This is a genomic window from Ancylothrix sp. D3o, from assembly GCF_025370775.1.
Taxonomy (GTDB): Bacteria; Cyanobacteriota; Cyanobacteriia; order Cyanobacteriales; family Oscillatoriaceae; genus Ancylothrix.
This window is the reverse complement of record NZ_JAMXEX010000034.1, coordinates 1-26329: the sequence shown is the minus strand read 5'-3', so window position 1 is coordinate 26329 and position 26329 is coordinate 1. Positions and strand designations below refer to the sequence as shown.

20 protein-coding genes and 3 pseudogenes are annotated in these 26329 nt (G+C 42.0%); 8 read left to right on the top strand and 15 right to left on the bottom strand.

Annotated elements, in window-relative coordinates:
- Positions 1-543 (top strand): annotated as a pseudogene (locus NG798_RS24755) (Appr-1-p processing protein); the annotation flags it as partial.
- Positions 544-623: 80 nt separating this feature from the next.
- Here the strand turns inward: NG798_RS24755 and NG798_RS24750 are convergent.
- The 11 genes and pseudogenes from NG798_RS24750 to NG798_RS24700 form a co-directional block, all read right to left on the bottom strand.
- Complete coding sequence (locus NG798_RS24750) at positions 624-770, bottom strand: hypothetical protein (RefSeq protein WP_261226388.1); 147 nt, start codon at positions 768-770, stop codon at positions 624-626.
- A gap of 104 nt (positions 771-874) precedes the next feature.
- The gene (locus NG798_RS24745; RefSeq protein WP_261226387.1) at positions 875-1030 is read right to left on the bottom strand and encodes a hypothetical protein; all 156 of its coding nucleotides are present in this window, start codon (positions 1028-1030) and stop codon (positions 875-877) included.
- A gap of 276 nt (positions 1031-1306) precedes the next feature.
- A complete protein-coding gene (locus NG798_RS24740) occupies positions 1307-1681 on the bottom strand; it encodes a hypothetical protein (protein WP_261226386.1) in 375 nt (124 codons plus the stop codon).
- Complete coding sequence (locus tag NG798_RS24735; RefSeq protein ID WP_261226385.1) at positions 1611-1820, bottom strand: hypothetical protein; 210 nt, start codon at positions 1818-1820, stop codon at positions 1611-1613. Before NG798_RS24735 ends, NG798_RS24740 begins: the two co-directional genes overlap by 71 nt.
- A gap of 380 nt (positions 1821-2200) precedes the next feature.
- Positions 2201-2803: a hypothetical protein gene (locus NG798_RS24730; RefSeq protein ID WP_261226384.1), complete on the bottom strand. Its 603-nt coding sequence runs from the start codon at positions 2801-2803 to the stop codon at positions 2201-2203.
- Between the two features lie 268 nt (positions 2804-3071).
- Positions 3072-5456 (bottom strand): DEAD/DEAH box helicase, encoded by a 2385-nt coding sequence (locus NG798_RS24725; protein ID WP_261226383.1) that lies wholly within the window; start codon positions 5454-5456, stop codon positions 3072-3074.
- A gap of 204 nt (positions 5457-5660) precedes the next feature.
- A pseudogene (locus tag NG798_RS24720) lies at positions 5661-6523 on the bottom strand (IS5 family transposase).
- A 193-nt stretch (positions 6524-6716) separates the two neighbouring features.
- Positions 6717-6875, bottom strand: a complete 159-nt coding sequence (locus NG798_RS24715) for a hypothetical protein (protein WP_261226382.1) — start codon at positions 6873-6875, stop codon at positions 6717-6719.
- Positions 6876-7268: 393 nt separating this feature from the next.
- Entirely contained in the window at positions 7269-7622 is a 354-nt protein-coding gene (locus NG798_RS24710) for a hypothetical protein (RefSeq protein WP_261226381.1), read from the bottom strand.
- Positions 7619-7954 carry a DUF5674 family protein gene (locus tag NG798_RS24705; protein ID WP_261226380.1) on the bottom strand — a complete coding sequence of 112 codons (336 nt, stop codon included), beginning with the start codon at positions 7952-7954 and terminating at the stop codon, positions 7619-7621. The genes NG798_RS24710 and NG798_RS24705 overlap by 4 nt, the downstream gene beginning before the upstream one ends.
- A 24-nt stretch (positions 7955-7978) precedes the next feature.
- A pseudogene (locus NG798_RS24700) lies at positions 7979-8180 on the bottom strand (zinc ribbon domain-containing protein); the annotation flags it as partial.
- Positions 8181-8238: 58 nt separating this feature from the next.
- Here NG798_RS24700 and NG798_RS24695 point away from each other — a divergent pair.
- From NG798_RS24695 to NG798_RS24680, 4 genes are all read left to right on the top strand, one after another.
- On the top strand, positions 8239-8481 hold the full coding sequence (locus tag NG798_RS24695) for a hypothetical protein (RefSeq protein ID WP_261226379.1): 243 nt from the start codon (positions 8239-8241) through the stop codon (positions 8479-8481).
- 109 nt (positions 8482-8590) lie between these two features.
- Positions 8591-9391: a ParA family protein gene (locus tag NG798_RS24690; RefSeq protein ID WP_261226378.1), complete on the top strand. Its 801-nt coding sequence runs from the start codon at positions 8591-8593 to the stop codon at positions 9389-9391.
- Positions 9391-10503 (top strand): ParB/RepB/Spo0J family partition protein, encoded by a 1113-nt coding sequence (locus NG798_RS24685; RefSeq protein ID WP_261226377.1) that lies wholly within the window; start codon positions 9391-9393, stop codon positions 10501-10503. Before NG798_RS24690 ends, NG798_RS24685 begins: the two co-directional genes overlap by 1 nt.
- A gap of 90 nt (positions 10504-10593) precedes the next feature.
- Complete coding sequence (locus NG798_RS24680; protein ID WP_261226376.1) at positions 10594-12816, top strand: AAA family ATPase; 2223 nt, start codon at positions 10594-10596, stop codon at positions 12814-12816.
- Between the two features lie 196 nt (positions 12817-13012).
- Here the strand turns inward: NG798_RS24680 and NG798_RS24675 are convergent, their stop codons facing one another.
- Together NG798_RS24675 and mobV are read right to left on the bottom strand one after the other, a co-directional pair.
- Positions 13013-17758 (bottom strand): hypothetical protein, encoded by a 4746-nt coding sequence (locus NG798_RS24675; protein ID WP_261226375.1) that lies wholly within the window; start codon positions 17756-17758, stop codon positions 13013-13015.
- A 544-nt stretch (positions 17759-18302) separates the two neighbouring features.
- Positions 18303-19424: a MobV family relaxase gene (gene mobV, locus NG798_RS24670; protein WP_261226374.1), complete on the bottom strand. Its 1122-nt coding sequence runs from the start codon at positions 19422-19424 to the stop codon at positions 18303-18305.
- 538 nt (positions 19425-19962) lie between these two features.
- Here mobV and NG798_RS24665 point away from each other — a divergent pair.
- Both NG798_RS24665 and NG798_RS24660 read left to right on the top strand, forming a co-directional pair.
- Entirely contained in the window at positions 19963-20139 is a 177-nt protein-coding gene (locus tag NG798_RS24665) for a hypothetical protein (protein ID WP_261226373.1), read from the top strand.
- A gap of 379 nt (positions 20140-20518) precedes the next feature.
- Positions 20519-20662 carry a hypothetical protein gene (locus NG798_RS24660; RefSeq protein WP_261226372.1) on the top strand — a complete coding sequence of 48 codons (144 nt, stop codon included), beginning with the start codon at positions 20519-20521 and terminating at the stop codon, positions 20660-20662.
- A 501-nt stretch (positions 20663-21163) separates the two neighbouring features.
- On the opposite strand, the gene NG798_RS24655 is transcribed toward NG798_RS24660, so the two are convergent.
- Together NG798_RS24655 and NG798_RS24650 are read right to left on the bottom strand one after the other, a co-directional pair.
- A complete protein-coding gene (locus NG798_RS24655) occupies positions 21164-21385 on the bottom strand; it encodes a hypothetical protein (RefSeq protein ID WP_261226371.1) in 222 nt (73 codons plus the stop codon).
- Positions 21386-24477: 3092 nt separating this feature from the next.
- Positions 24478-24645 (bottom strand): hypothetical protein, encoded by a 168-nt coding sequence (locus NG798_RS24650; protein WP_261226370.1) that lies wholly within the window; start codon positions 24643-24645, stop codon positions 24478-24480.
- A gap of 1418 nt (positions 24646-26063) precedes the next feature.
- On the opposite strand from NG798_RS24650, the gene NG798_RS24645 reads away from it, so the two are divergent.
- The coding region (locus NG798_RS24645; protein WP_261226369.1) for an ATP-binding protein at positions 26064-26329 on the top strand (266 nt) is incomplete at its 3' end.

The window sequence follows — 26329 nt, the reverse complement described above, 5'->3', positions numbered from 1 at the left end:
TTGATTTGCCTCTTAGAGCTTTATGGAATTCCAGGTTATGAGCTAACCAAATTAGAAATCCAAAAACTCGCCTATTTTCTGCAAGTAGCTGGAGAACCTTTAAAACTACGATATGAGAAACAACAATATGGCCCATTCGCCCATAACCTTAATAAAGTTTTAGAGCTTTTGGAAGGCCATTATATTCGTGGTTATGGTGATGGTAGCAGTAAAGCTCAGAGTGCTGAAATTTATGTATTGCCAGAAGGAAGAGATGCGGCACAGAAATGTTTAGCAACAGATATAGAAGCGCAAGAACGTTTACAAAGAGTCGGCGATCTGATTTTTGGATTTGAAACACCTTACGGTATAGAGTTGTTAGCGACAACTCATTGGGTTGTTCAAGAAAACCCAAAAGCAGCAGAAGATAGCAACGAAGCGATTTTGCTAGTACACCAATGGAGCGAACGCAAACGTCAACTCTTCAAACCTGAACATATTTGCAAGGCGTGGCAGCGCTTACGCGAACAACACTGGTTAACGACTGCAAATCATACAGACTAGAAGAACAGATATGGATAAAGAAAATCTCAAACTATAGCAAAACAGAGGTAAAGTTTCTGACCGGGCGACAAGAGGTTCGCTTAGTCGGTGAAGTTGGTGGGGCCGGTGGTGGTGAGGAGGCCGGTAAAGTCTGTGGTAGCGGGGAGGCCGGTGGTGGTGAGGAGGCCGGTAAAGTCTGTGGTAGCGGGGAGGCCGGTGGTGGTAAGGAGGCCGGTAAAGTTCCCCAAGTCTCTGGCTGCTGGTGGTGGCGGGGAGGCCGGTGATGTACATTTTCTCTATGTCGGCCTGAAACAGCCATAAGTTTAAAAATTTCCAAGCGTTCCACCGGCCTTCAAGTGTTGCACCGGCATCCAAGCGTTGCACCGGCCTTCAAGCGTTGCACCGGCACCCCAACATCCCCGGACACCTCAACATCTACCAGCCATCCAGCAGATCCATCGGTGTCTGAAGATTCGCTTGTGCCACTGTATCCACCAGCTTTTACCAATCCGTCGGCCTCATACCATCCACCGGCCCTTCAACATCCTAGCGCTCCTCAATATTCCGCAGCCCTATAAGATCCATCGAAGCCGGTGACTCCAGTGGTAGATGGCATTTTATTTGAAAATTAATTGGGGGGCCGGTGGTCGGCATTGGTTTGGGCAAGTGTGGAGGGGAGCCGGTGGTCAAAGGTAAATTGCCCAGGTTTCGTTCGGTAGGTGGGATACGGGAGGGGGCCGGTGTTTGCTTTGGGTGCCGGTGCGAGAATTTGCCCATGTCTAGTTTAGTGCCGGTGTTCGCCTGGAATGCTGATAGTGTGACAACGGCCTAAAGCGAGTTCCACCGGCCTCCCAACACTCGTATGTCCCACCGCATCCACTGACATCGGCCTCCCAACACTCGTATGTCCCACCGCATCCACTGACATCGGCCTCTCAACATTCGCCTGCATCACCGTACCCATCGGCCCCTCAACATCCAGCGGCCTTACAACATCCATCGGCCCGCGAATATTCACTCGCTCACCCACCAGCCTTGCAACATCCACCGGCGTTACAGCATCCATCGGCCCGCGAATATTCACTTGCTCACCCACCGGCCTTGCAATATCCACCGGCGCTGGGAGATGCGCCGCATCCACCGGCCCTGGCAGATACATCAGCCGTGCAATATCCTTTGGTGCCGGTGTATCCAACAGTGATCCTGCATTCGTCGGCTCTGCAATATCCTTTGGTGCCGGTGTAGCGTGCGGGGGTTTGTAGTTGGCTCTTTAGCGGTTCAATTTCCGCGTTAAGCATCTCGTCCAACTTCCAGTTTGGTGTTGATTTTGACAACTTCCTACTTGCCAAACCCAGATATTCAGGGCGAAAAAGGGGTCTTCTCGCTTGCACTAGCAGAGTTATAGCTAAAAACTATTGAGGAAAGCGTAAGGCTAAACCAAATTATAGAAAAGACGGGAATTACAGTCCCCGCCTGAATATATCAGAAATGTGTCTATTTACAATTTTAATTGTAGCATTTTTGCAACACTCAATAATGTTAATTGGCTAATGATAGCCGTTTTGTAATCAAAGAGAAGAATAAGTGTATCTATAAACTTCCTTGAAAAACTTTTGGAGTTTATGGAGAGCTTTTCTTTGCCTCATTTAATTGCAGGATTTATTAAATTGTATTTTTTTTATCTTTTAAATGGTTGGAACCTTTGAGTGAAATTCATCCATTGGTTTATTTTGTTGCCGGTGATATTAAGTGTGGGAACTAAACCAGTTCTGGATTGAGGTGGCCCTCCCTCGGTATCTAAGCCAATCGATGTAAGTTCTGCTTTACCTAAACCATAAGCATTGGCAATATCCGCAGCTAATTGGCAAGTAATTCGGAATTCTCCCATATTAATTCGGCCATTGTCTGCCCGATAAAGCCATTCATGTCCTTTAAAAGAACTGTTTGAAGGGAATTGCCGGCATAAAAAATGAGTGACTTCAAACATTTTAGCGATATGGACATCATACAAACGTAGCTGTCCGCCATAAGCAGATTTAGTCGTATCTTGATCGGGTACCGTTAAACTAAGAAAAACAAAACCGTCCCGTTCTGAACCACCGGACTTTATGGTCATTGGGATTGTCGATTGCGCTATTAAAGTTTCTACTTTGGTGCCGGTAACTGAGAGATGTGGTTTTCCTAGAGCCGGTCTACTACCTAAAACTTGCATCCCGGTGCAGCAGCCTATTGTTAACGAAGCTAACAATAGCTTATTTGGTTTGCTGGAAAAAATATTCATACTTTTACTAGAGTGGTTATAGGGATTATTTTAAACCCGATGGAATATTTAAAAAAAAGAAAGCATGAAAAAATCTTGAAAATCCTGCAATTCCAGGGAAAGATATCAATTCTCTTACTTCGTACAGGAGGCTTAAATGTTCAGATCGGTTATCTTCCGATGCCAGTCCTAGCAGATTGCGATTCGGGATACTTTGTTTCTTTAGCTACATTTTACCCCCGATAGTTTTATGTAGTGACATGAAGTATTTTCATTAGAAATAATGGAATTAATCTTCGCCAAAGTCATATTCAGTTCCCCACTCTTCCTGTTGTCGCTTCTCCCATATCAGATCACATTCTGCTCGTTCTAATTCATAGGAATAAGTCTCATCATCTAAGGCATCCCAGCCATAATTATCATCCGAATCTAAACCTTGTCCATCAGGTACATCTACCACCTCTACTTCCAGTTGAAAACTGCTTTTTTCTTGGATAGGCTCAACATAATCAGGTTCAGGGGGTTGTAGTTCTTCCCACTTATGATAAGCCCAACGGATAGAGTAACCCATCAGAACGGCACATTCTTTGAGGTCTTCTAAGGAAGGTGATTGTTTATATTTTAGCAATTGATGATAAATCCAATAAGGTTTATATTCTTTATCTAATTGAATCGATTTCCAGTATTTTAATGCTTCACTTGTTGTAGCAAATTTTGGGAGGTTTCCTTTGTTAAATAAATTAAGCTGTTCTTGCCATGCCGCACGATATTCTAAAAGCTTCTCTTTTTGAGTATCCGAGAAATAAGGTAATAAGGTATCAAATTTAACAGCGTTTTTGGCTAGAATAGAGATAACTTCTTTCCAATCAGAAGCTTCAGCAATTACTGAGGCAAGCTTTTGGAGTCGGCCCAAGTTTTGTAAATAATATATGTGTTGTTGCTGTTCTGTAGAAAGTGCATTAAAAATTTCAGATGGAAAAAACACCGACTCCCAAATAGCGAAACATTCTTCCAGGTCTTCTGGAGTCTGCGCCTCACTAAAATCCGCAATCGCTTGATTTAGTTGGCTTTGGCGGTTTTCCTGCTTGGCTAATTTATCTCGTTGTTCTTGAACTACTTGATAAAAGCTTTGGGCCATTATGTTAGCAACTGCTTCATCTTTTAGGTAGAATAAAGCGCATTCTCTTAACTCCGGTACCAAAACCCGCTCACCGAATTCATCTACTAAATTTTGAGCAAGGATTTCAAACCTCGGTAATTTTTTCTTAGTTTTGTGGCGATTCACTAAATCATATAAGTACCCTAAAACTTGCCAGTCACAATCTGTAGGAATTTCACGGATTTCAACTAGAGGATCATTACCAACTATACGGGGGAAAGGAGGCTCTCCATCCCCTAGCCATTTTTCCATTTCCAGAGTTTCTTGGCAATTCGGACAAGTGATTAAAACAATTGCTCGATATTCTTTATGCTTAGGAACCCACTCATATTTTACTGGCTTTTGTTCGTGAGGAAGTGGTTTAAAAATATGATGACATTTGGGGCAAGAAATATTCCAGCGTTGTTCTTCTAAAGACACTGGTTCTAAACTCCATCCCCAACTCTGATCTGGTGCACCAAAGCACGCCCAGTTTTCCGTATGGTCTATCAAAATGGCGTGTTCTTTACCAGGAGATGGCCGCAAACTTCTGCCAATCATTTGCAACCATAAAATTAGAGATTTAGTAGGTCGGACAATTTGTACAGCTTCCAACGTTGGTACATCAAAACCTTCGCTGACGATGCCACAATTGGATAGTACAATTGTTTCACCGCTCTTAAATCTTTCAAGGATAGCTTTACGTTCTTCTGAAGGAGTTTCGCCATCCAGATGTTCTGCTTTTATACCGGCGTCATTAAAAGCCTGAGCAATACCTTGGGAGTGTTTAACGCTAACGGCAAAAATCACCGTTTTTTTATTTAGAGCAAATTGCCGCCATGATTCAATAATATCTCCCATAACAAGCGAAGTATTGACGGCATTTTCTAGCTCTTCTTGGGTGTAATCTCGTCCTTTGTTATTCTTGCGGGGGCGTTTAATTTTAATTTTTTGAGGGGCGGCAAAAAGTTTAAAGTCAGACAGATATCCGTTTTCAATTAGCCATCTAACGGTGGGGCCGGTGATTAATAAATCATAGAGATATTTAAAACCTTGCCCATCATTACGAGCCGGTGTAGCTGTAACTCCCAAGATATAACTATCAGAGTAATGTTCTAAAAGTTTTGTCCAACTTTGGGTAACAGAATGGTGGGCTTCGTCTAAAATTAAGAGGTCTGCTTTTGGGAATTTACGATTGCGTAGGGTTTGAACAGAAGCGACTTGGATTAAGCAATCTCGATTTTCTTTATAACCAGCTTTTATAATTCCTACAGGCAGGCCGGTGACAGCCATTAATTTTTCAGATGCTTGTAATAGTAGTTCTTCGCGGTGAACAACTACTAAGATGGGTTGTTGTTTAGCAATAAATTCATGGGCTACACTGCTGAAGAGGACGGTTTTTCCAGCACCAGTAGGCAACGCCAGTAGAATGCGGCGCTGGCCGGTTGCCCAAGCTTTCCATATTTGCTGTACCAAATCTGATTGGTAAGGTCTTAGTGCGTAATCGACTGAAGTGGAGGATGTTGGAATTGTCACACGCTATTTTTCAGGGAATTGAGTTGAACGTTACTATATTAAATAATAACAAAACTATTTTTAAAATTCCGCATTTCTTTGCTAAAATATCAAAGCTTTGGTAGAGGAGAACGAGAGAATAGGCTAGTGTCTTATAACCGGCCTTCTGGATACAGTAAAATAGGGATGTCAAGAGACTAGACCTATGAGCGAAAGTCCCCATCATTAACAAATTTTAGGCAAAGAAAACTCATAATTATAAATACCGGCTATCAAATTTAAACGCAATAAAAATCTTTTTCTTCTATTTCTATAGCGGGATGAAATTATTTTAAAAATCTTCAGATTACGATTAATGTGTTCAATAACAATTCTTAATAAGGACAGCTTTTTATTTTGTATCTTTTGCTCTTCAGATAAGTCTTGACCTTTTTTCTTTTTCTGAGGAGTTTGACTCTTTTTATGAATTTTTATAACCCCTTGATATCCTTTATCGGCTAGGCCTTTTATATTTTTATTTATCTTGATTTTTATTTTTTTAAATATTTAAAAATCATGTCCTTTCCCCTTGCCTACAGCAGTGCAGAGAATTAACGAATGTTTTTTGCTCCACTACTATTTGATATTTTAATGTATGCTTCTTTTTCTTACCGCTGTAAAAGTTTTTTTGTTTTTTTTTGGGACGTTCAATGGGAGTTTCTGTGACATCAACTACTACGACTTCCCACTCTAACTCTTGATTTAAGAGGGCTTTTTTTTCCAGGCAGTCTAAACAATCCTAATTCAATTAAACATTTTTCTACTTTGGTAATTATACGATAAACATTGGATTTATTTACCCCCCAACTTTGCCCTATAGGTCAGTAGATCCGGTATTCTCTCAAATATTCTAGCGTCATTTTAAGTTGGTTTTCTAAAGTAGAGACGTTCGCCGCAGTTCGTCTCTACATTTGGAAGGTCGGCCACTTTTTTTTAAATTTTTCGTGTTCTTTTAATACTTTCACCATCTGCTTAAAAGTCTCTGGTCTTACTCCCCAAAAGCGTTTAAACTCTTCTGGCTTCAAAAATTTGATAGTTCCGTAGTCCATACTTTTTTGTATTTATTGTTTAACTATTCCATTTTAACACACACTTTCGCTCATAGGTTCAATTTTTGTGAGTAAAAGGTTAGGTTCGGTCTCTAGAAAGCCAATTGAAACGAAGGCCGATTCTACCTCTACCGGCCTCCGAACATCCACCAGGGCCTCAACATCCACCGGCCCACTACAAGAATCGGCTCTTTTAAATCCACCGTAAGTGCATAAATCCATAGGTGTCGGTAGGTGGCGATCTATTGAAATGCGCTTTTAATTGGCTCTTTAGTTGTTGAATTTTTAGCAGTAAAGTATCGCGTTCGTTCTCTCGCTTACTAATGATTTCACTGGCCGATTCTGCATCCATTGGTCTCAAATATCCACTGGTGCACCCATCGGCTCGATAACATCTAAAGGCGCTAACCGATTCCTTGACTTTACTCCATCCATATCTGGCAGGTGTCTTTCTGGGGTGCCGATAATCTACATTTTGTCTGTGTCGCCTTCAAATAGCCATGAGATAAAACATCGACGAGCGTCACATCGGCTTCTTTACGTTTATCGGCCTCTTTAGATTCACCAGCCCTTCCGCACAAGCTGGTGCTTTAATATCTAGTGGCCCTGATAGATTCGTCGGCCCTATTACATCTAGCGACGCCGATGGAACTCCAGGGGTTTTTAGGGGATTCTTGAGTTGTTGATATAGGGTTCGCTATTTTTATATTTTTAATTAAATGATAGCGATTGCTCCCATACCTATTTAACTTACAGACAACAAACCTGACAAAGTTAGCACCCGCTCTGACCAAACTTTTGCTTGTTCAGCAAACAGCATCCTTTGAGAACCATCATCCCAAATCCTGCCAATACAGTAGTGCCATAAAGATAATTGAATTTGTAATTCGACTAACTCGGCGGCTATTTCTACCTCTGCATCTCTAGCTGTCCATTCAATAAAAAGTTTACTTTCTTGTAGTAAACTTTCAACTAACTCACGATTTGCTACATTTTGACAACGAGATTTTATTCGCGTCAAATTAGAAGCTAAGTTTCCTAAACGAATCGGTAGCTCATCTTTTAAATAACGCTCTTTTAAACCATTCCAATTTCTCATAAGCCTCCTAATAACTGTTGAACGATCTCAGCAACTTGTTGTCGAATTACTGAATCTTGAATTTCCATTGAGCGGTTGTTCTGACGAGGACGGATATTGATTAGAGATTCATATCCTACCTCTTGAGTAAGCGGATACCAATCTGCTCCCCAAATATATGTTTGAAGACTACCGTCTTCAAGCAACACAGCCTCGCAATCAGCGTGAAGTTCTCCACCACCAGCTAAAATTCCCCGTTCAATGTCTACTGCTAGTTTAATATAACTGCCAAGGATTTCTAACATTTCCTCAATTTGCTTTTGACTAGCTGGCTCTTTAATTAGATAAATCATTTTACCTGATACATTTACGCGGCATCATTCCGGGCATCCCCGGAATGATGCAACCATAACACTATCACCCTCAAAAGTGATAGCGGCGGTATCCCGCACAGCTTTCAGGAGAATCCCGTGCATCACCATTCCAATCCCTCGGTAGCGTGAAACCACACTCAGGACAATGGAACAATTGAGAACCACCCCGCTTATCATGCACTTGACCACAACGGGTACAAGTCTGGATTTCCTCATCATTGAAAAGTGATTCACCACTTCAGGGGGCATACTCAGCTTTTGTTATGAGCTATTTTATCGCATTTTTCGCGCAGACATCGGGAGGGATGCCAGTTGTGGAAGCATGGGTTCATCCAGAAATCCAAGAGCAAGAATCAGTTAATGGTTTACTGCTGTTGAAAGGTTTGGCCATTATTAACCAAACAACCATAGATTTTTGCTTAAATCGGAGTGTGGTTGAGGGAGAGGCTAAGGATCTGGATATAAATAAACCGCTAAATCCGAAAGTCGGAACCTCTTATAGCTAGTGAATTATAGTAATATCGTCTCTCATTACAATCAGTCGTATTTTAAAATTCGACAATGAGCGGTTGCTAAAAGTGTCGTATATTAAAATTCGACAGTGCAAGCAACCTTATGTCAAATCAAAAAATAGTCATTGGAATTTTAGCGAATGCAGGTGGAGTAGGCAAAACAACCCTAGCCGTTCATCTAGCTTATGAGATATGCAAGAGAGGTCAGACAGTAGCATTAATCGACCTCGATCCCCAGAGAGCATTAGATGTGTTTTGCGGATTACCTTCAGCAGAAGCTGAAAATTCTGTAGTGCAAGTTCTTGGAAAAGACTTTGACGGCAATTGGCCATTAGTTCAAGCTTGGTCAAATCCCAATATAGAAGTTTGTCAGGGCCATCCCAGTATGGCACAAGTAGCAAATGACTTAGTAATTCGTCGTCGGGGTGAATATGTTTTGGCAGACCGCTTAAAAGCTTATCCTTTACGTCACGATGTAATTATTCTGGATTGCCCGGCGACAATTGGAATAATCTGTGAAAATGCCATTGCGGCTAGTACGGGACTGTTAGTTCCCATTCAGTTAGAGATGAAATCAGTTTCGGGAGTAGCTGACTTAGTAGAATGGCTGATTGGAATTGCTGATGATTTAATGCTCGACCCCCATCCCCCAATTTTAGGGCTGATACCCAGTTTGTATGACAATACTCGTGCCATCCACCGTCAGTATTTACAGCAATTACCAGAAGTAGCCGAACAACTAAGAGTGAAACTATATCCTCAAATTCGAGATTCATCCGAATTTAAGAATGCGTCAGCCAATGGCTTACCCATACAAAAATATCGACCAGCGCATTCCGCTTGTAAAGACTTCAAGACCATTGCTGACGATATCGTTACTTTAGTACGGAAAGGAAAACTATAATGGCAAAGCTTCCTAAAATCAGCGACCGTTTTACTAATGCAATTCAAGCTACTGACCAAGCGCAACGAATTGCTGAATTACAAGCAGAAGTAGAAAGACTCAGGGCAAGCCAATCTCCTGAACTAGAGCCGCAAATTGAAGAATTAAGAAAAGAATTGTTAGCTGAGGAAGGGGAACTAGAAATAGCTGTAGATGCAATCGATCCTAATTTATATCAACCTCGTCAGACAATAACTTCTGAGAGTATTCAAACGATTGCTCGTAGCATGGAAAAAGACGGTCAAATTGCACCAATAATTGTAATAACACAGGGTGAGCGCTATTTGTTGTGGGATGGACAAAGGCGCTGGTCAGCGGCAAAATTACTAGGCTGGAAAACTTTGCGAGCTGTGAAGGCATTGATGCCAGAAGATTTGCATCGCAAAGCACTATTAACGTTTATCCATCACGAAGACCTTAATTCCTTGGATAAAGCTGAGGCTATTATTAAAGAACTAACTACCTCAACTGGGATGGGAGTGGAAGAAATTCCAACTACCTTATCTACGGTGCTACGGAGATTAGAACGTTCAGGCGAGGCTAATCAATTGTCGGCGCTGGTGACTGCTACCACAGAGGCACAGGTGCAAGGTATAAAATCTTTGGGAGTGAATGAAAATGAAGAAAAAATACTTTTAGCGCTATTGGATTTAGCTTTAAATCCGGCATCGGTAAAAGCTAACTTAATGCCAATGTTATCTTTGCCAAAAGATTTAAAAAAAGCTATTCGAGAACGGGGATTAAAAGGAGCGCACGCTTTAGCTTTAACAGTTATCTCTGCTAAAAGTTTGAAGATATCGGAACGTCAAGCTAAAAAGGAAAGGATTGAAGCAACTAATCGAGTTATCGAACAGGATTTAACGGTTCCCAAGACGCGGGAGTTGGTGGCAAAAATTAAAGCTAAGTATCTTAAGCCAGAGGTTTCTGAGTCGAGAGAAGTAACGGCTATAGTAAAGGGGGTTGAAAAATTGTCGAGAGCGGTGATAGTTTCTACAAGTCCCGAACAATTAGTAGAATTGAGGCAAGTTTTACAGCAAAAGCTATCAGAAATTGACGACGTATTAAATCAATAAAGTTTGTTTTTTTATGATTGTGGCTTACATTGGCCAAAATCGATCTCTTTTACTGGGTTAAAGCCAAAGAAAAATAGCTAGGATTTAATTATGGACTTTTTCCCTCAAAACCAAACCCAATTTACTCTAACCGAAGCACCCCTAGCAGCCAGAATGCGACCGCGCAACCTGGAAGAATTCATCGGGCAAAATCACATTATTGGCCCCGGACGCTTACTGCGCCGAGCCATCCAAGCCGATCAACTGTCATCAATCATCTTTTCTGGCCCACCGGGTACTGGCAAGACTACCTTAGCCCGCATCATCGCCAACACCACCAAAGCTCACTTTATTGCCATCAATGCCGTCCTTTCGGGAGTCAAAGAAATCAGAGATGCCATTTCCACAGCCCAAGAAAAACAAAAAAAGCACTCTCAACGCACTATTCTATTCATTGATGAAGTTCACCGGTTTAATAAATCCCAACAAGACGCATTATTGCCTTGGGTAGAAAACGGTACAGTTATCCTAATTGGCGCTACCACTGAAAATCCTTACTTTGAAGTAAACAAAGCACTCGTTAGCCGTTCTCGAATTTTCCAACTCAAACTTCTTGGCAATGAAGATTTACACGGAATTATTGAGCAAACCCTCAATGATTCAGAACGCGGATATGGCAAACTACAAGTAAAATTGGAACCAGAGGCTGTAGAACACTTAGTAAATGTTGCTAATGGTGATGCGCGTTCTTTACTCAACGCTTTAGAACTAGCCGTAGAAACTACACCACCAGGTAAAGAAGGGATTATTTTAATAACCTTAGCCGTTGCCGAAGAATCAATCCAACAAAGAGCAGTCCTCTACGATAAAGAAGGAGATGCTCATTTTGACACCATCAGTGCATTTATCAAAAGCTTACGCGGTTCCGACCCAGATGCGGCATTGTACTGGTTAGCCAAAATGGTGTACGCAGGAGAAGAACCCCGCTTCATATTTCGACGGATGTTGATATTAGCCAGTGAAGATATAGGATTAGCAGACCCCAATGCGGTAGTAGTAGTTAATGCTTGTGCCGAAGCATTCGACCGCGTAGGAATGCCAGAAGGACGTTATCATTTAGCACAAGCAACCTTATATTTAGCAAATACTGCAAAATCAAATAGCGTGATGGGATTTTTTGATGCTTTATCGGTAGTTGAGAAAGAAAAAGAAGCAGAAGTACCCAATCATCTAAAAGATGCTAATCGTGATAAAAAAGGATTCGGACATGGTGCTGGTTATTTATATCCTCACGCTTATCGAGACCATTGGGTAGCTCAACAATATTTACCCGCCAGTTTACAAGGGCAGGTATTTTATCAGCCATCTCAACAAGGATTTGAAGGTGGAATTGCATCTGGTGTTGCGCGTCGTCGAGAAGCACAATTAGCTGCTTCTGTAGAAGGGGTGGGGATAGCGCCGGCAGAAATATTGACGTATGGAACGACTGATAAAACAACCGAACGATGGTTACAGCGTACTTTATCTCAAGTGGGAGAACAATTGGGAACCGTGCGGGATCGTATTTTCAGTTTGACCCAAATCCAGCGACATCATGTAATACTTGACTTGAATGCAGGTAGCGGTTTACTTACTTGGGAGGCTGTTCGCCAAGTACCAGAAGGGGGCGTTTATGCTTGCGTTCATAATGCTCAAGAAGCGTCAGCATTAGAAGAACAAGAAGCTGCACTACCAGAATTAAGGCGTCCGTTTGTACTGGCATCGACTTTAACCGAATTACCCAAGGTTATAACAGCAGAAGCTCCTAATGTACAGTTTGATTACATTATCGGACGCAACGTACTAACCCAAGAACCCGACAAAACTGCCCACTTACAGGAAATAGCTAAATTGCTATCTAAATCAGGTGTTTTAGTGTTAGCGGAAAGCGTACCGCGTCATACCCAACGTCTTTATCGTTGGCTAAACCCCAAACAATTCAATGGAGATTTGTACGAACGGTTGGTAACGGCGGAAGAAGCAATTTATGCAGACTCTTCAGATGCAATGGTGAATTGGGACGTGGAAGATTTGCAGGAAGCTTTTTTGTCTGCTGGTTTTAATGTGGAAGTTTTTACAGAACATTTCCAGAGTAATTTGCATATAACGCAGGGTTTACTAGAAAAGTGGTTTGTCGTTTCTAATTCTCCTCGTCCTACATTAGCAGTACGTTTAGCTGAAACTTTATCAAAAAAAGAAGTTGAGAAAGTTAAAGAGTTATTTAGCCAACACTTACTCAATAAAACATTACCTTGGACAACAACCATCGTCATTGTAAAAGCTAGGCTGGGTTAATGATTATTTATGAGAGGTTTGGGTAAGTTTTTCAGAGCAGTCACAGATAAAACAAACAAACGGCAAGAGCGTTAGCTATCAGAAGAAAAAGCAAAAACTAAGCAGCAGCAAATTGCAGACGTTCTTGTTGGAACAGCCTGTGGAATATTTTGCTTAATCTGGTATCAGAAATAAATGGCCCACCGGCACAGGTTGATTAAGCGTCCACCTCCATCACTTCAAAACTATCACCACCGGCAACGCTAATAATCTGGCCGTCAGCAGTAACGAACTTATAGAAATTGAGATAAGGAGGCGCAGGCACCTCAACCAACCGGCAATTCTCTATCCAGATAATCTGGGGATCTATATGAGTGCCAACAACCTGCCTGATACGAAACAGACAATCGCGGACATCATCAAAAATCCGAGCATTGAAAACAGCACTCGCTCGTTCCCAAAAACCAGATATATAAATAGTGTGGCGCGCGTACTCACTCAGATTGTTGTACCAAGATTCCATGCCGGTATAGAACTCAACCATCGCATCACTTGAAGCAAAAATCCGGCCATTCTCAACAGAATCAAGCTCATCCAACCACTTCGACAACCCCTTAATGTTCATATTGCTAGGAACAGCAACCCATTTGGGTAAATTCTTAAGCCGCTGTTTTTGACTATCAGATAACAAAGCCCAAGCAGCCACCTTAAGCGCATCTGGCAGACAAGCAAAACTTTGTAATTGTTCTTGGATCTGGCACTCCTTTAACGAATTGAACACAATACGAGTTAAACCCTGGCGCTGGTGATGGTTGAGACGCTGCCAAACAGCCAAATTCATCTCATAAGTCAAAGTAGCCATCACTACAGTAATAGCCTTCGGTGAATTGGCCAGAGTATATTCAATCACCCGCGCAAGAGCAGCCTCAAAATTCATCCCCAGCCCAATACCAGGCGTTGAGTTTTGAATTTCAGTACACTCATCTGTGGGCTTTCTGTACACCAAAGAATCGGTACAAGCTGAAACATCGACAGTGATAGAGTTTTGGCTTCCCTGTACTAACGCCGAATTATTAGAAGATTGAGACAACACCGGCTCATTAAAATTTGCCACCCGTTCGTCAGCATTCTCTAATTTTTTTGTTTGTCTTTCTTCTTCAAAATCAAGTTCAACAGTACAATCAACAGTTTGAGAGTCTGAAACATTAGATTTTGCAAGCGTTTCAGCCTGTACCAAATTTTGGTACACATTTAGTACACCAGTATTGGTGTAGGTACACTGGCCAGAAGTAGTTGTATTTGAGGTTGTTCCGTCGGTTGGGTTAGGTGTAGATGTTATGGGTGGGCTGTTGGGTGCCGGTGTTGATGTAGTTGGTTTTGGTTGCTGGCTAGAAGATGCCGGTGTTGATGATTTAGTTTGTGTTGGTTGCTGGCTAGAAGATGCCGGTGTTGATGATTTAGTTTGTGTTGGTTGCTGATTAGAAGATCCCGATGGGCTGCTGGATGGGGAACCATTAGATGGGGAACCTTTAGATGGCGAACCTTTAGATGGTGGACTATTGGGTGGTGGGCTGTCGGGCGGCGGACTAATAGGTGGCGGACTGTTGGGTGGAGAATCAGGATTATCAAAAAGATAACCAGGAATCAACCAACACTTGCAACGTTCGCGCCGGGGGGGTTGAGGTTCCACCGGCTCACCATTAACATAAGTAGGAGCAACCTGCTTATTATAAAAAGTCTTAGTTTCCTCCTTACAAACATTGAACCACTGCAATTGATTATCAGTACGACCACCAACCGCTTGCACCAACGGCTTAAGAGCCTTCAAATTGTAAGTAGTAGGCTTAAAATGCCGGTCAACCAACGTCCAAACTTCCCGCTGACGGATAGCAACAAACTCCTCCTCCTTAATAACAATTCGTTGTAAATTCCAATCACCAACCTCACCCCGCGCCTTCAGAGTTTGGATAAGTTCAACAAAATCCTTTAAACTATCCCCAGCACTATCAGCATCATTCTCAGCAGGACAAAGATTCTGAATAACCCACCGTTTAATATCCCAACCAAAACCAGCTTCCTCAATTACCTTAGAAGCATAGTAAATAGTAATCGCCAAAGACTTAGCAATACGAGCATGAGCCTTTGGTAAATGTAACAAAAGCTCCAACTCAATAGCATTTACAGCCTCCGCCTTATACTCTAATCTCAACAATTGAGGAAAAGCACCAGAAGCAGTACGTTGAGCATCCCGTAGCTTTTGGAAAGCACTATTACCATCACGAGTCATCTTCTTAAAAGGAACCCGAATATTACGAGTGTAACCAGCCGCCTGATCCTCACTCATAACATGATTAGAAATCACACCCAAAGGAGACTTAGGCTTCTGCGTATTCCCCCGAACCTTCCGAGATTTCCAGTTGTACCAAGTCTTCAAAACCTCATCAATTTCTGGATTACGCGGTGGGTCATCCATTATCATAGGTAAACTACCAGTTTTTGACCCATGCTCATAAAGAGCAGAAATAGATGATTTAGACAACATCCCATCATCCGGCCAATTAATCCCAATTAAAGAAAGAGCAGCTTCACCGGCCAAAGTCTTACAACTACCAGGCTCACCATAAGCATTTAATAACGGAAAACAACGGTCAAGAGAATAAATTTCTTGAGAATGTAAACCGGCTACAACCCAGCCTATCATCATCAACAAAGGAGAGAGATTTTCCTCGCCAAAAAACTCTTGAGAAGCTTTTAAAAGATTCCTTAAAGCCTCTGGATTTTCAGGAGCTAATTCAGGACAAGGAATCTCATCTTCACTGGCACCAACTTCAGCAAAAACCCAGCCCGACTCTTCTTCTGTGAGTCGTTGACCGTTTTTTGTGAATTGATAAATTACAGGTTGTAAATTATTATTTTCATCACGCTCACTACCTTTCATCACCCAAGTACCGTCGGGTTGTTGACCGTAACATTCAATACGACGGTAAATTTTGCCGTTGCGGTTAATGCGATATTCTTCTTGACGTTTGTGAATTAAGGCGTTGAGTTGTTCTTTATTAAGATTACAAACAACTGAAGTGTGTAAATTGCGTTTGAGGGCATCTACAAACTTATCAGGGTTTGTATGGTCAGTGGAATTGAGAATTAACCGGCATTGGGAAGGACTAGAGGAATGTTTGAAGGCTAGAACAAAACCACCACCAGCGCTATCTGCGACTTCAGCTTCTACATAAAAGTCAAAGTTACAACGAGCAAAGAAAAGAGAAGGTTCGCCATCTTCATCATATTTCCAGTAGCCAATCTGACCATTCCAGCTTGTGGGTTCATTCCAGATGTTATCGTTATTCTCAAAGTTAGCATTCCCGCCCTTACCACCATTTCCACCATTTCCACCATTACCTCTATTTGAGCTATTATCATTGCCACCAGATGAATTGTTCCAGTCAGAGGAACCGCCTTTACCAGGACTACTGTTGCGGGTACTGCGGTTTCCTTTAAACGCTTGGGTTTTGAGGTTTTTCTTGGCTTTGGCTAAGTCTGTTCTCAATAAACCGATGCTGTAGCCGGTGGCTTTGGCAATGCGTTTGATGAGGTCTTCTTGTTGGTAAGAGTCTAGGTGAGTAGCAGCTAATTTGAGGGCTAAGCGAACTGATAAACTGCGGCGTTTATCTGGCATTCCTTGCCAATGGAGGGGCCATTGCATTAAGAATTCGTGGGGTGTTAAGGCTGAATCTATCAGCTTTTTGTAGTCTTCTGGGGTATGACCGGCTTTGAAATATTCACATAACCCGGCTTTTGGTTGGCCAACAATTTCTGGGATAAGTTGGATTTTGCCGTTTACCCAAAGGCCGGCATGGAATAAATTAGTGAAGACGCTGGGATTATGGCAACCATCATGGTCAAAAAGGATGGTGTAACCGGCATTCTTGATGAGTGCTTTACGGTAGTGGGATACTCCAGCAATGGCGCCGGTGGGTATTTGGCCAATTTCTGTGCCTGCTTGGGCATCTTTCCAACCTTCTGTGATGACTTTGCAATTGGCGGGAATCATGGCTTGAGATTTATAACCGACTGGGGTGATATATTTGGCCAGGCTGGAGTTGGGGCGTGGAATTGGAGTGTCTACTCGTAATTGGCCAAAGCTGTCGGTAAAGCGCATGAATATGCCAGATGAGCTAAACCATTCTTTGGTGTCAGGATTCCATAATTTAAAGCCGGCTGCTAGTGCTTGTTCTTCTTGTAGGGAGCAGACGAGACCATCTGCAATCCATTTGTCAATTTGTTCTCCTGTGAAGCCTTCTTTGATGAGGTGTCCAAAGTGGGCCGGCGATAGTTCTTTACTGTCTAGGATTATTGGTGGGTTTTGCTGTTTGTTGGTGCCGGTGGAATTTATTGCCGGTTCTGAGGGCTGATTGGTTGATGGGTTGATTGCCGGTTCCGAGGGCTGATTGGTTGTGGGGTTGATTGCCGGTTCCGAGGGCTGATTGGCTGTGGGGTTGATTGCCGGTTCCGAGGGCTGATTGGCTGTTGGGTTGGTTGCCGGTTCTGAGGGATTGTCTATATCAGAGGTGGTTTGATTGGTTAGATTCTGGGTTGATGAAATTGGTGTACTGGGGTTGGCCGGTGGCCGCGCGCAGGCTAATGTTGTGGGGTTTGTAACCAGGTTCGTTGAGTCTGTTTGTGCGCCTACAGGCTTGGTGGCTTTAGGTTTAACTTTCGGTTTTGCTTTATTGGTGGCGGCTAAATCCCGTTCACGCCGGCGTTCTAAACGTTCTGGTTCAGTCAGAATGCGAGCGATGGCTGCTGTATCTTCACAGCCCCAGCAATTATATTTGCTGTCCCCCGAATTGATGGTTAGTTTAAACGCCTCGCAGTTGGGGCATTTATAGGTAGTCCGCTTTTTCGGATGGGCTTCTAAGTCGCAGATGTAGTTACGGATATCAAAATTTTTGTCGTAATTCATTGATTTGCCTCAAATATGGTGATTTCTGAGGCAGTTAGATGCACCCGCTCAATTTATATATCTGTCTTTCTGGGGGATTCTTCGCTTTTGGCAATGTTTACACGGCTCTGGGGCTATTTTCTCTGGCCGCGTAAAAATTTGTTGCGTGTCTCAAAAAGTGTTATTATTCTTTTTGAGACAAAAACTCCCCAGTCTTTAGCAACAGGTTCAAAATTTCTCAGGTTTATCCGCTGTTCGCTAAAGCACAGAAGTATATAAATTGTCGGACGCGGTGCATTAACCGCCTTTTACCTACTTTTGGAAGCTCTCTACTCGCCGTAGAGGGTTTCAATTTTTTAGGTCTGTTTTTTCTTGAATGCTGGACAACCTCTACTATTGATAGGATGGTTAAGCTTGTTGGTTAGTTATCAGAATACTGTAATTTCGGGACTGCGTTGTGACGGGATACCGTTGCGGACACTACCTGATAACGTTAGGGAAACTATCAAGCTTAAAAGCTCGCTTACTATCATATATCAAAAATAGCTCGGTATTTTGAAAACTTTTAGCGTTGTGGATCTTGATAAAGCTGATATCTGGCTTGCAACCACCGGCACATTAAGCCAGATAAATCTTGCAAAGCCTTAATTTCTGTAGGTTTTAGCTGAGAACAAACTTGAGGCCAATCTCTATCATTAAGGCTAATTTGGAAATTATCAGTGTGTCGCTGAACAAAAATCGTCCCCGTTTTTCGGGAGAAACTCCATTCTTTACCATCTACGCGGTGGTTAGGAGATAACGAAGTGATGGTGGTAGCAAGGGGGATGAGTGTTTTGAGTAAGCCGGTGGTCATCTCATCAGCCAGGATTGCTTTTTCGGTTAAGGCGTCGCGCTGGCGTTCTGCTGCAATCGCTTTTTGGCGATAGCTATTCCGTTCCTGTTGAAGCATTTGGGTGTGGGCTAATTGCAGCTTCATCAATTCTAATTGTGGTTGTACTTCCTGAATGGCCCTAGTGCGATATTCGCTTGCTGTTTCCCCCTCTCTTACTTCTGGAAATAACTGTTCAGTAACCAATGGTTCTGTTATGGCTGTATTCACCGCTTCATAATATTGTTGAATTTTGGTATGGGTGGTTTTGCTACCTTTAATTCCCCGCTCAATTCCTAATGGTTCAAGAGCTTGAGCATAGCTATCCTGAACTTTAGATAAACTGTCTCTTGTGCCGCCAAATTCCGTTGTCCAGTAACTTAATTTCCCTTGTTTATTTAAAGGAACCCACAAACAATGGATATGGGGGGTAGCTTCATCTAGGTGCAGGCTGGTTTGTAAAATATTGTCGCCTACCTTTTGCTCTAACCACTGGCTGCTTGCCTTCTCCCATAAATTCAATTTTTCTTCATCCCATTTTCCGTAAGCACTGGGGTCATTTGGCCTAAAGTATTCGGGGGAAGCACTGAGGATAATTTCTGCGCCAACTACTGCATTTTTCCTGATTTTCTGAGAGCCTATTTTCAGGCGGGTAAGTTTAATTACATCATCTGGGTGGGTAGCACCGGCCAAAATGACTACACTTCTATCTGGATTAACATTCGGAGTGAAGAAAGCTCTGGTGTCATGGCTGGCTGCTGTTTTAAGATGCTGCAAGCTGTTGAATTTTTTTACTCTTAAGATTGTTTGAGCGCTCATGGTCTTTTTCTTCTAAGATAGTTCCTCGGATTTATTTAAGAGAGTCTGCTGTTGGCTGTAAGAGGCTAACTTTTCAGCAGTTCTACTGTTGAGTAGGGTGTTTGGTGGGAGATGATTTAATAGCCATTTGTAGTTTGGTTAGTCAGTTCAATGGTTTTAAATCTGCTTATTTAGGTTTTTCATTTTTCTGAAAGCAAGATTTGTTTTTAGCTTGGATTACCATTTATCTTTTTTATGATGATTCTGATAACCAAGCTTATGTATCAAAATAAAGCATAATTCTACCTCAAGCCTCTAACTAAAGTAGTAAAACCTCGCTTCATCTTTTCCTAATTGTTGGTTCGATAAAATCTGGCCGGTAGCTGCTGAAGGTAGTTAAAAAAAACGGTTATTAACCAATAAAACATAGTGGCGGGTCGTAAAAAAACTGCCAATCGTCATTGATACAGTTCTACAGAAAGTGGCCGGTAGCTGTTGAAGATTCGGCAAAACACGGTCAAGCGTCGTTGTCTGGTGGCCTCTGTTTAGTGCTCGGTATATGTTGGCCGGTGGCCGTTGTTTCATGGCCGATGGCGGGGTGACTGGTGGCCGGTGGTCGTTGTCTCATGGCCGATGGCGGGGTGACTGGTGGCCGGTGGGGGGGTTGGTGGCCGGTGTCGTCTGCTGGTGGCCGGTGGCCGGGGTTTGGTGGCCGGTGGTTAGTAGGGAATTCTAGGCAGGCCGGTGCAGCGAAAATACATAAGCTCGTGTTGCTAGTTAAGCATAAAAGGGCCGGTAGTCCCTAGAGAGCATCTAGCTACTTTTTAGTAGGATAGTGAACAGCAATGATTGCTTAGTGACTAATCTTTTCTGCTACGGCGTGCTTTGAGCAGATAATTTAATAAAAGTACGAATGATCCACCCCCTCAGCGTCTTTAGCTAACTTTATTGCGAGATAAGTGCGTGTTACAACCCTGACTGTCTAACCAATTTTGAGGGGGTGTGGTACATCCAATTTTTTCCCAAATCTTAAGGAAATCTAAAGCTGCTGAGATGATGATCTGAATAGTCTGGTTGCTAAGGATAGTATTTTAGTGAATTTAGGGGTCCGTGAGATGACAAAACTAAGGGGACATGAAAAACCCGGAGTAAGTGTCCAGAATTTTATTTTCCCCCATTATACCACACCAGCTATTCAGTTAGGCATCGAACATTGCTTTTTTTGCTTAACTCAAAAATTTACGCTTTCTGCCATATAAAACCCGAAATCTGCCATATTAGGATGGCAAGAAAAATTCTCAATTTATGATATTTTATCAGGTATTCAATCTGAAGTATATGGCAAAAACGGGGTTTTATATGGCAGAAATGGGGTTTTATATGGCAGAAATATTTAGGCAATAATACTTAGCATTTTTGAGAGTATGAACTTTTCTAAAAAATGTAGTTTGGCTGTAGTATGAGCTTATTTCTGCCGAGGGAACTGCTACTGGATTTTAGAGGGTACGAGTGGCAAAGAGATTACCGGTTGGGGCAGCGTTTCTTTTCTAGTAAAAGGTTTAGTAATTATGCTAAAAGATATTTATCAGCACGAATAATTATTGCTCATCTTAGTTTTTCCTAATCCACTAAAATATTATTCTCTAATAAGATAGCCGGAACAAGGAAATGAAAATATAGTGGGGTTGTGGATCAGCTTTATGGTTCTTGGTCTGCTCCCCAAGGAGCACCCCTATCTAATGGATCTGTTGCGTGGGCTTTCAAACAGCCGGGGCATACTTTCTGTTTAAGGCCGGCCCTGATTGCAGCCGCTCTGACAATTCTGACAAGATTGCTTGCTGTAAAAGACCGGCCTGCCAAAGGTAGGAAACACCGGCATCGTTGAAGCGCCCTAATTTGGGAAGAAACACCGGCATCGTTGAAACGGCCTGCCAAAGGCAGGGAACACCGGCACCATATTTGCTAGGGAACACCGGCATCATTGAAGTGGTATTTTGGGGTGTTGATGTAAATCTCAGGACAACTGTTGAGAGATAAAAATGTGTTGGATTTGAGAACCTTTCTCTAAAATATTTCCTCTTCTTTAGGTACTTCCACTTCAGATTACATATTTCACTCAACCGGCTGCCGGTGGAGTAAACGAAGATTTGCATCAATTTATAACCTTTAACCGCGCTTTGTGGACTCAGGTAGAGACGAACTGCTACGAAAGTTTGTAAGGGGCCGGTAGGTCCACAGAAGATTTTTCTACTCCGAAGGCTAAAACGCTCCTGCTATCGAGAGAAGACAGGAGTAAAAAATATGGATGCTGTGGGGGTGGAGAGCGCAGAGCTATCAATCGTCCCAGAAGTTTAGCTCTCAAGGTTTTATCTAGCTACAATAACCCGGAAACTAAGCAGCATTATCTATTACTATTTGTAGCTAATGGCGTACTACAACCTACCCCCTGTTAGTGTTCCTCTATCAGATCAATATATTTATTTTTGTAACGCACCTTAAGCAAATCTAAAGGAGGGCTGGAGATGAAATGTAACGTCGGGTTGTTCGGTGCAGCGATATGGTGAAAAGGGGGGGCCGGTGGAATGACAAAATTAAGCTGACATGAAAAACCTGGAGTAAGTGTCCAGAATTTTATACTCCCCCATTTTACCAGAGCAGCGATTCAGTTAGACATCGAAAAATTGAGCATTCGGTCTGTCAGATGGATAAGACAAAAAGGCTGTTTTATAAGACAAAAAAGCTATTTTATAAGACAAGTTAAACTGAAAATTATTGCTGTAGTTTTTGAGATCGTTTGCTTTTAATCTCTACAATTATCCATTTATAAGACAAAAATGGCAGTTTATAAGACACAAAAAGAGTAAGTATGATTACTTAAGAGTTTTTTCAATGAATTTATGTAAAGTAGTGTAGCATTAGCGTAGTATTATTGAGGTTGTGCATGACTGAGCGCTATTAAATTTTGGAGGAGTATGAGAATGGCAAAAATTATCGTGGAGAAAAGCTAGTTTCCACTTTTAAATGGTTAAAATATGGTGTATTTTGGGGGGGATAGATATTTCGAGCAAGTATTAAGATAGAGCAAATAGAAATGCTGAACTCAAGTTTTATTAAATAAAAATCCAACCAAAAAAATACTTATTTACTTTAAATAGCCTAAGCTTTCCTAAGCTATCTTTAAGTTAATTAATAAAAATGGTCAAGGGGAAAAGGAATTAAATTATATCTTTAGGAACTGTCATTGCCAATTTGTAGATATGAATGAACTGCATAAAGGTTATTCCTAAGAAGTTAAAAAACAATGTCTAAAAATATATGTGAATGGAGATATCTAAACCCCACCCTTTAACTAAAGTAGTCAAATAACGATTCATTTTCCCGTAATTGTTGGTTTCATAAAATTGGGCCGGTAGCTGCTGGAGATATTTTTATAGAAAGTCTCTACTTGTTGTCTGGTGGCTGTTGGTTAGTCTTGGGTGTCTGGTGGCCGGGGTTCAGTCCTAGATGTCTGGTGGCCGGTGTTTAGTCTTGGGGGTTTAGTGGCCGGTGTTTAGTCTTGGGGGGTTTAGTGGCCGGTGTTTAGTCTGGGGTGTTTAGTGGCCGGTGTTTAGTCCTAGATGCCTGCTGGTAGATGTTTTAGTCTTGGGTGTGCCGATCGCTGCTGGTTAGTCTTGGGTGTTTAGTGGCCAGGGTTCAGTCCTAGATGTCTGGTGGCCGGTGTTTTAGTCCAGGGTAGCCGGTTGTCGGTGTGTAGTCCAGGTTAGTCGGTAGTCGGTGGCTGCTGGTTAGTCTTGGGTGTCTGGTGGTCGGTGTTTAGTCTTGGGTGTCTGCTGGCAGATGTTTTAGTCCAGGGTAGCCGGTGGCCGCTCTTTAGTCTGGGGTGTTTAGTGGCCGGTGTTGAGTCTGGGGTAGCCGGTAGTCGGTGTTGAGTCTGGGGCGTTTGGTGGCCGGTGTTTAGTCCTGGGTAGCCAGTAGTCGGTGTTTAGCCTTGGCTGTCTGCTGACCGTTGTTTAGCCTTGGCTGTCTGCTGGCTGCTGGTTAGTCTTGGGTGTTTAGTGGTCGGTGTTTAGTCCTGGGTAGCCGATGAAGTGAAATTACATACTTGAGGGTTGTTAGTTAACAACAACCGGCTGTCCCTAGCTGGTAGTTGGCAATTTTTCCCCTAATATAGTGATCCGCAATAATTCTTAAGATAACTTGTTTATCCACTGAGGTTAATTTAGAGCAGACAATTTAATTCAAACAATAACCACTAACAAGCAGGAGCACCCCAAGCTAATTTTATTTGCACAGTAGCCTGTATTACAATCTCTCCTTTCGCACCCCTCTCCAACAGATGCCATAAATCTAATTGTTCACCAAACCTTAAGGAAATATAAAGCTGCTAGAAATGATGATTTCAACGAAAATTATAGTCTGGTTGTTCGGTGCTTTATTTTAGTGAAGCGGGGGGGCCGGTGGAATGACAAAATGAAGGTTAACTTTTAAACCTGGAGTAAGTGTGTCCAGAATTTTGTTTCTCCCATTTTACCCCATTGCAGATTCAGTTAGACATCGAAAAATCGAGCATCCTATCAAACTCATATATACGTCAGAAATGACACTTTTTTACGGCAGAAATGGCACTTTTGTACGGCATGAGATCCGAAAAAACCCTAAAAATACCAAGTACCCAAGCTCAAATATACGGCAGAAATGGTACTTTTTTACGGCAGAAATGGCACTTTTTTACGGCAGATTTTCTTAAGTACAATTGCTTAGCCAAAACAAATATGAACTTTTATAAAGTAGTGTAGCATGAGTGTAGTGTTTCTCTATTTGTGTTTGGTGGGCCGGTGTTTAATTTGGGAGAGGGGGATGTAAAAAGAATTATTGATGCTGGAGGTGAATTTTGGGGTTGAATTCTATTAAGGAAAAAAAGATTAGTTTTGTAGAGAAAGTTATTGCTTCGAGTAAGTGTAGCCTTGGATAGCAATTATTGATTGCGTGCAATTTTCTTTACCAGCCCTGATTGCAACTGCTCTGACAATCCTGACAATATTGCTTGCTGCATAATGCCGGCCTCATTGGATTGTTACACCGGCATCATTGAAGTGGCATTTTTGCCTGTTGATTGTAAACCGAACCACAACGCCTGTAAATCTTCCCACAACTGTTGAGAGATAAAAATGTGTCGGACTTTAAAACTTCTCTCTAAAATATCGACTTGCCCTCCTGGGATTCGTTTTTTAAATATTTCCACTTCAGATTACACATCTCACTCAACCGACAGCCAGGGCAAGCAAGCGCAGCTTATAACGTTTAACCGTGCTTTTTGCTATCAGGTAGAGAAGCTCCTTCTCCAACCCTCTCTACTTGAGGGTAGGTCAACATGGGATAGTTTTACCCCCAAGCATAAAGCTATCCTATTATCGTGAGAAGGCTAGGGAGGCGCTTAGAAAGCTAGAGTTTTTAATATGGATGCTGTGGCGGTGGAAAGCATAGAGCCATAAATAGTCGCAGAAGCTAGGCTAACAAGGTTTTATCTAGCTATAATAACCCCGGAACTAAGCCGCGTTATCTATTACTATTTGTAGTTAGAAATGTGCTACAACTTACTATCTCGTAGGCTTCCTCTATCCAATTAACATATTTAATTTTGTAACGAACCTTAAGGAAATCTAAAGGAGGGCTGCTGAAGAAATGTATAGTCTGGTTGTTCAGTGCTTGGTTTTGGTGAATTGGGGGGCCGGTGAAAAGGCTGGAATGAAGGGTGATTTTAAAACCCGGAGTAAGTGTCCGCTTTTTTTCTTCCCCCATTTTAGCACACCACAAATTCAGTTAGAAGCGGAAAAAATGAGCACTCAGCCTGACACATTCATAAGGTAAAAATAGTGTTTTATAAGGCAAAAATGGGACTTAATAAGGTAAGAAAAACTAAAAAAATGGTGTAGTTATTGAGGTTGTTTGCTTAAAATTCTTGACCCTGTTTGATTTAAAGCTCTACAATTAGTAGCTTATAAGGTAAAAATCGCAATTTATAAGGTAAAAATTAACTGAGTATAATTACTTACAAATTCCTTAAATAAACTTTTGTAAAGTCGTGTAGTGTTAGCGTAGTATCATTCTGGTTGTGAGTGGTTGAGCGTTATGAAATTTGGGGGAAATATTGGAACTTGGGAAATTATCGTAATTCAAGGCGAGTTTGGACTAAATAATTGATAATTAGGGGTGCTAAAATTATGGTATTTCTGGGTAAGCTTCTTGTTTTTAGACTGTAGATTGAGATGTAAATAATTATTAGATTGCTACACTATTAAAATGCTAATTCTTTGTGAGATTGGCATCGTTATTAAAGATATTAGTAGATAAGCAAAAAGTTTGTTTAAGGCGTTTTATAATAGTTGAATGAATGGTGTATTTTTGTTACTCCGATAGGAATTGCCTCAATTTTCTAAAGGCTTATAAAGAAACCATAAAGTAAAAAATCAGCCACCTAATATCTGTAAAAGCGCGGAATCTATTACTGGCACTGTGGTTTATTCGGTGATATTGATTTGGTTGGTGGTTTACTCAACTATAAAATTGAGCGGTTTAGAGAGTTTTGCTTAAATTTCAAGCAGCCCTCGCTTATGTCAGAATTTGGGGGATTAGACCGGCTGCGTTCTGCTGCGCGATAGTGTGGTGTTCCGTTATTCGACTGTGGCCGAGAAGTTGGGGTTGCCATTGCCAAAGGGTTGGTTAATGGTGGGGCCACCGGGTACTGGTAAAACTTTTGCTGCCGGTGTTTGTGCTGCAAAATTGAAAGTGCCGCTGGTAATTGTTGATGTTGGCGCTATGGTGGCCGGTGGCGTCATTTATGTTGAGGAATTACTGCGCCGCGTTGAAGCTTTAGGCCGGTCTGTCCTCTATTTTGATGAGTTTGATAAGTTGTTTTCTGCCAGTAG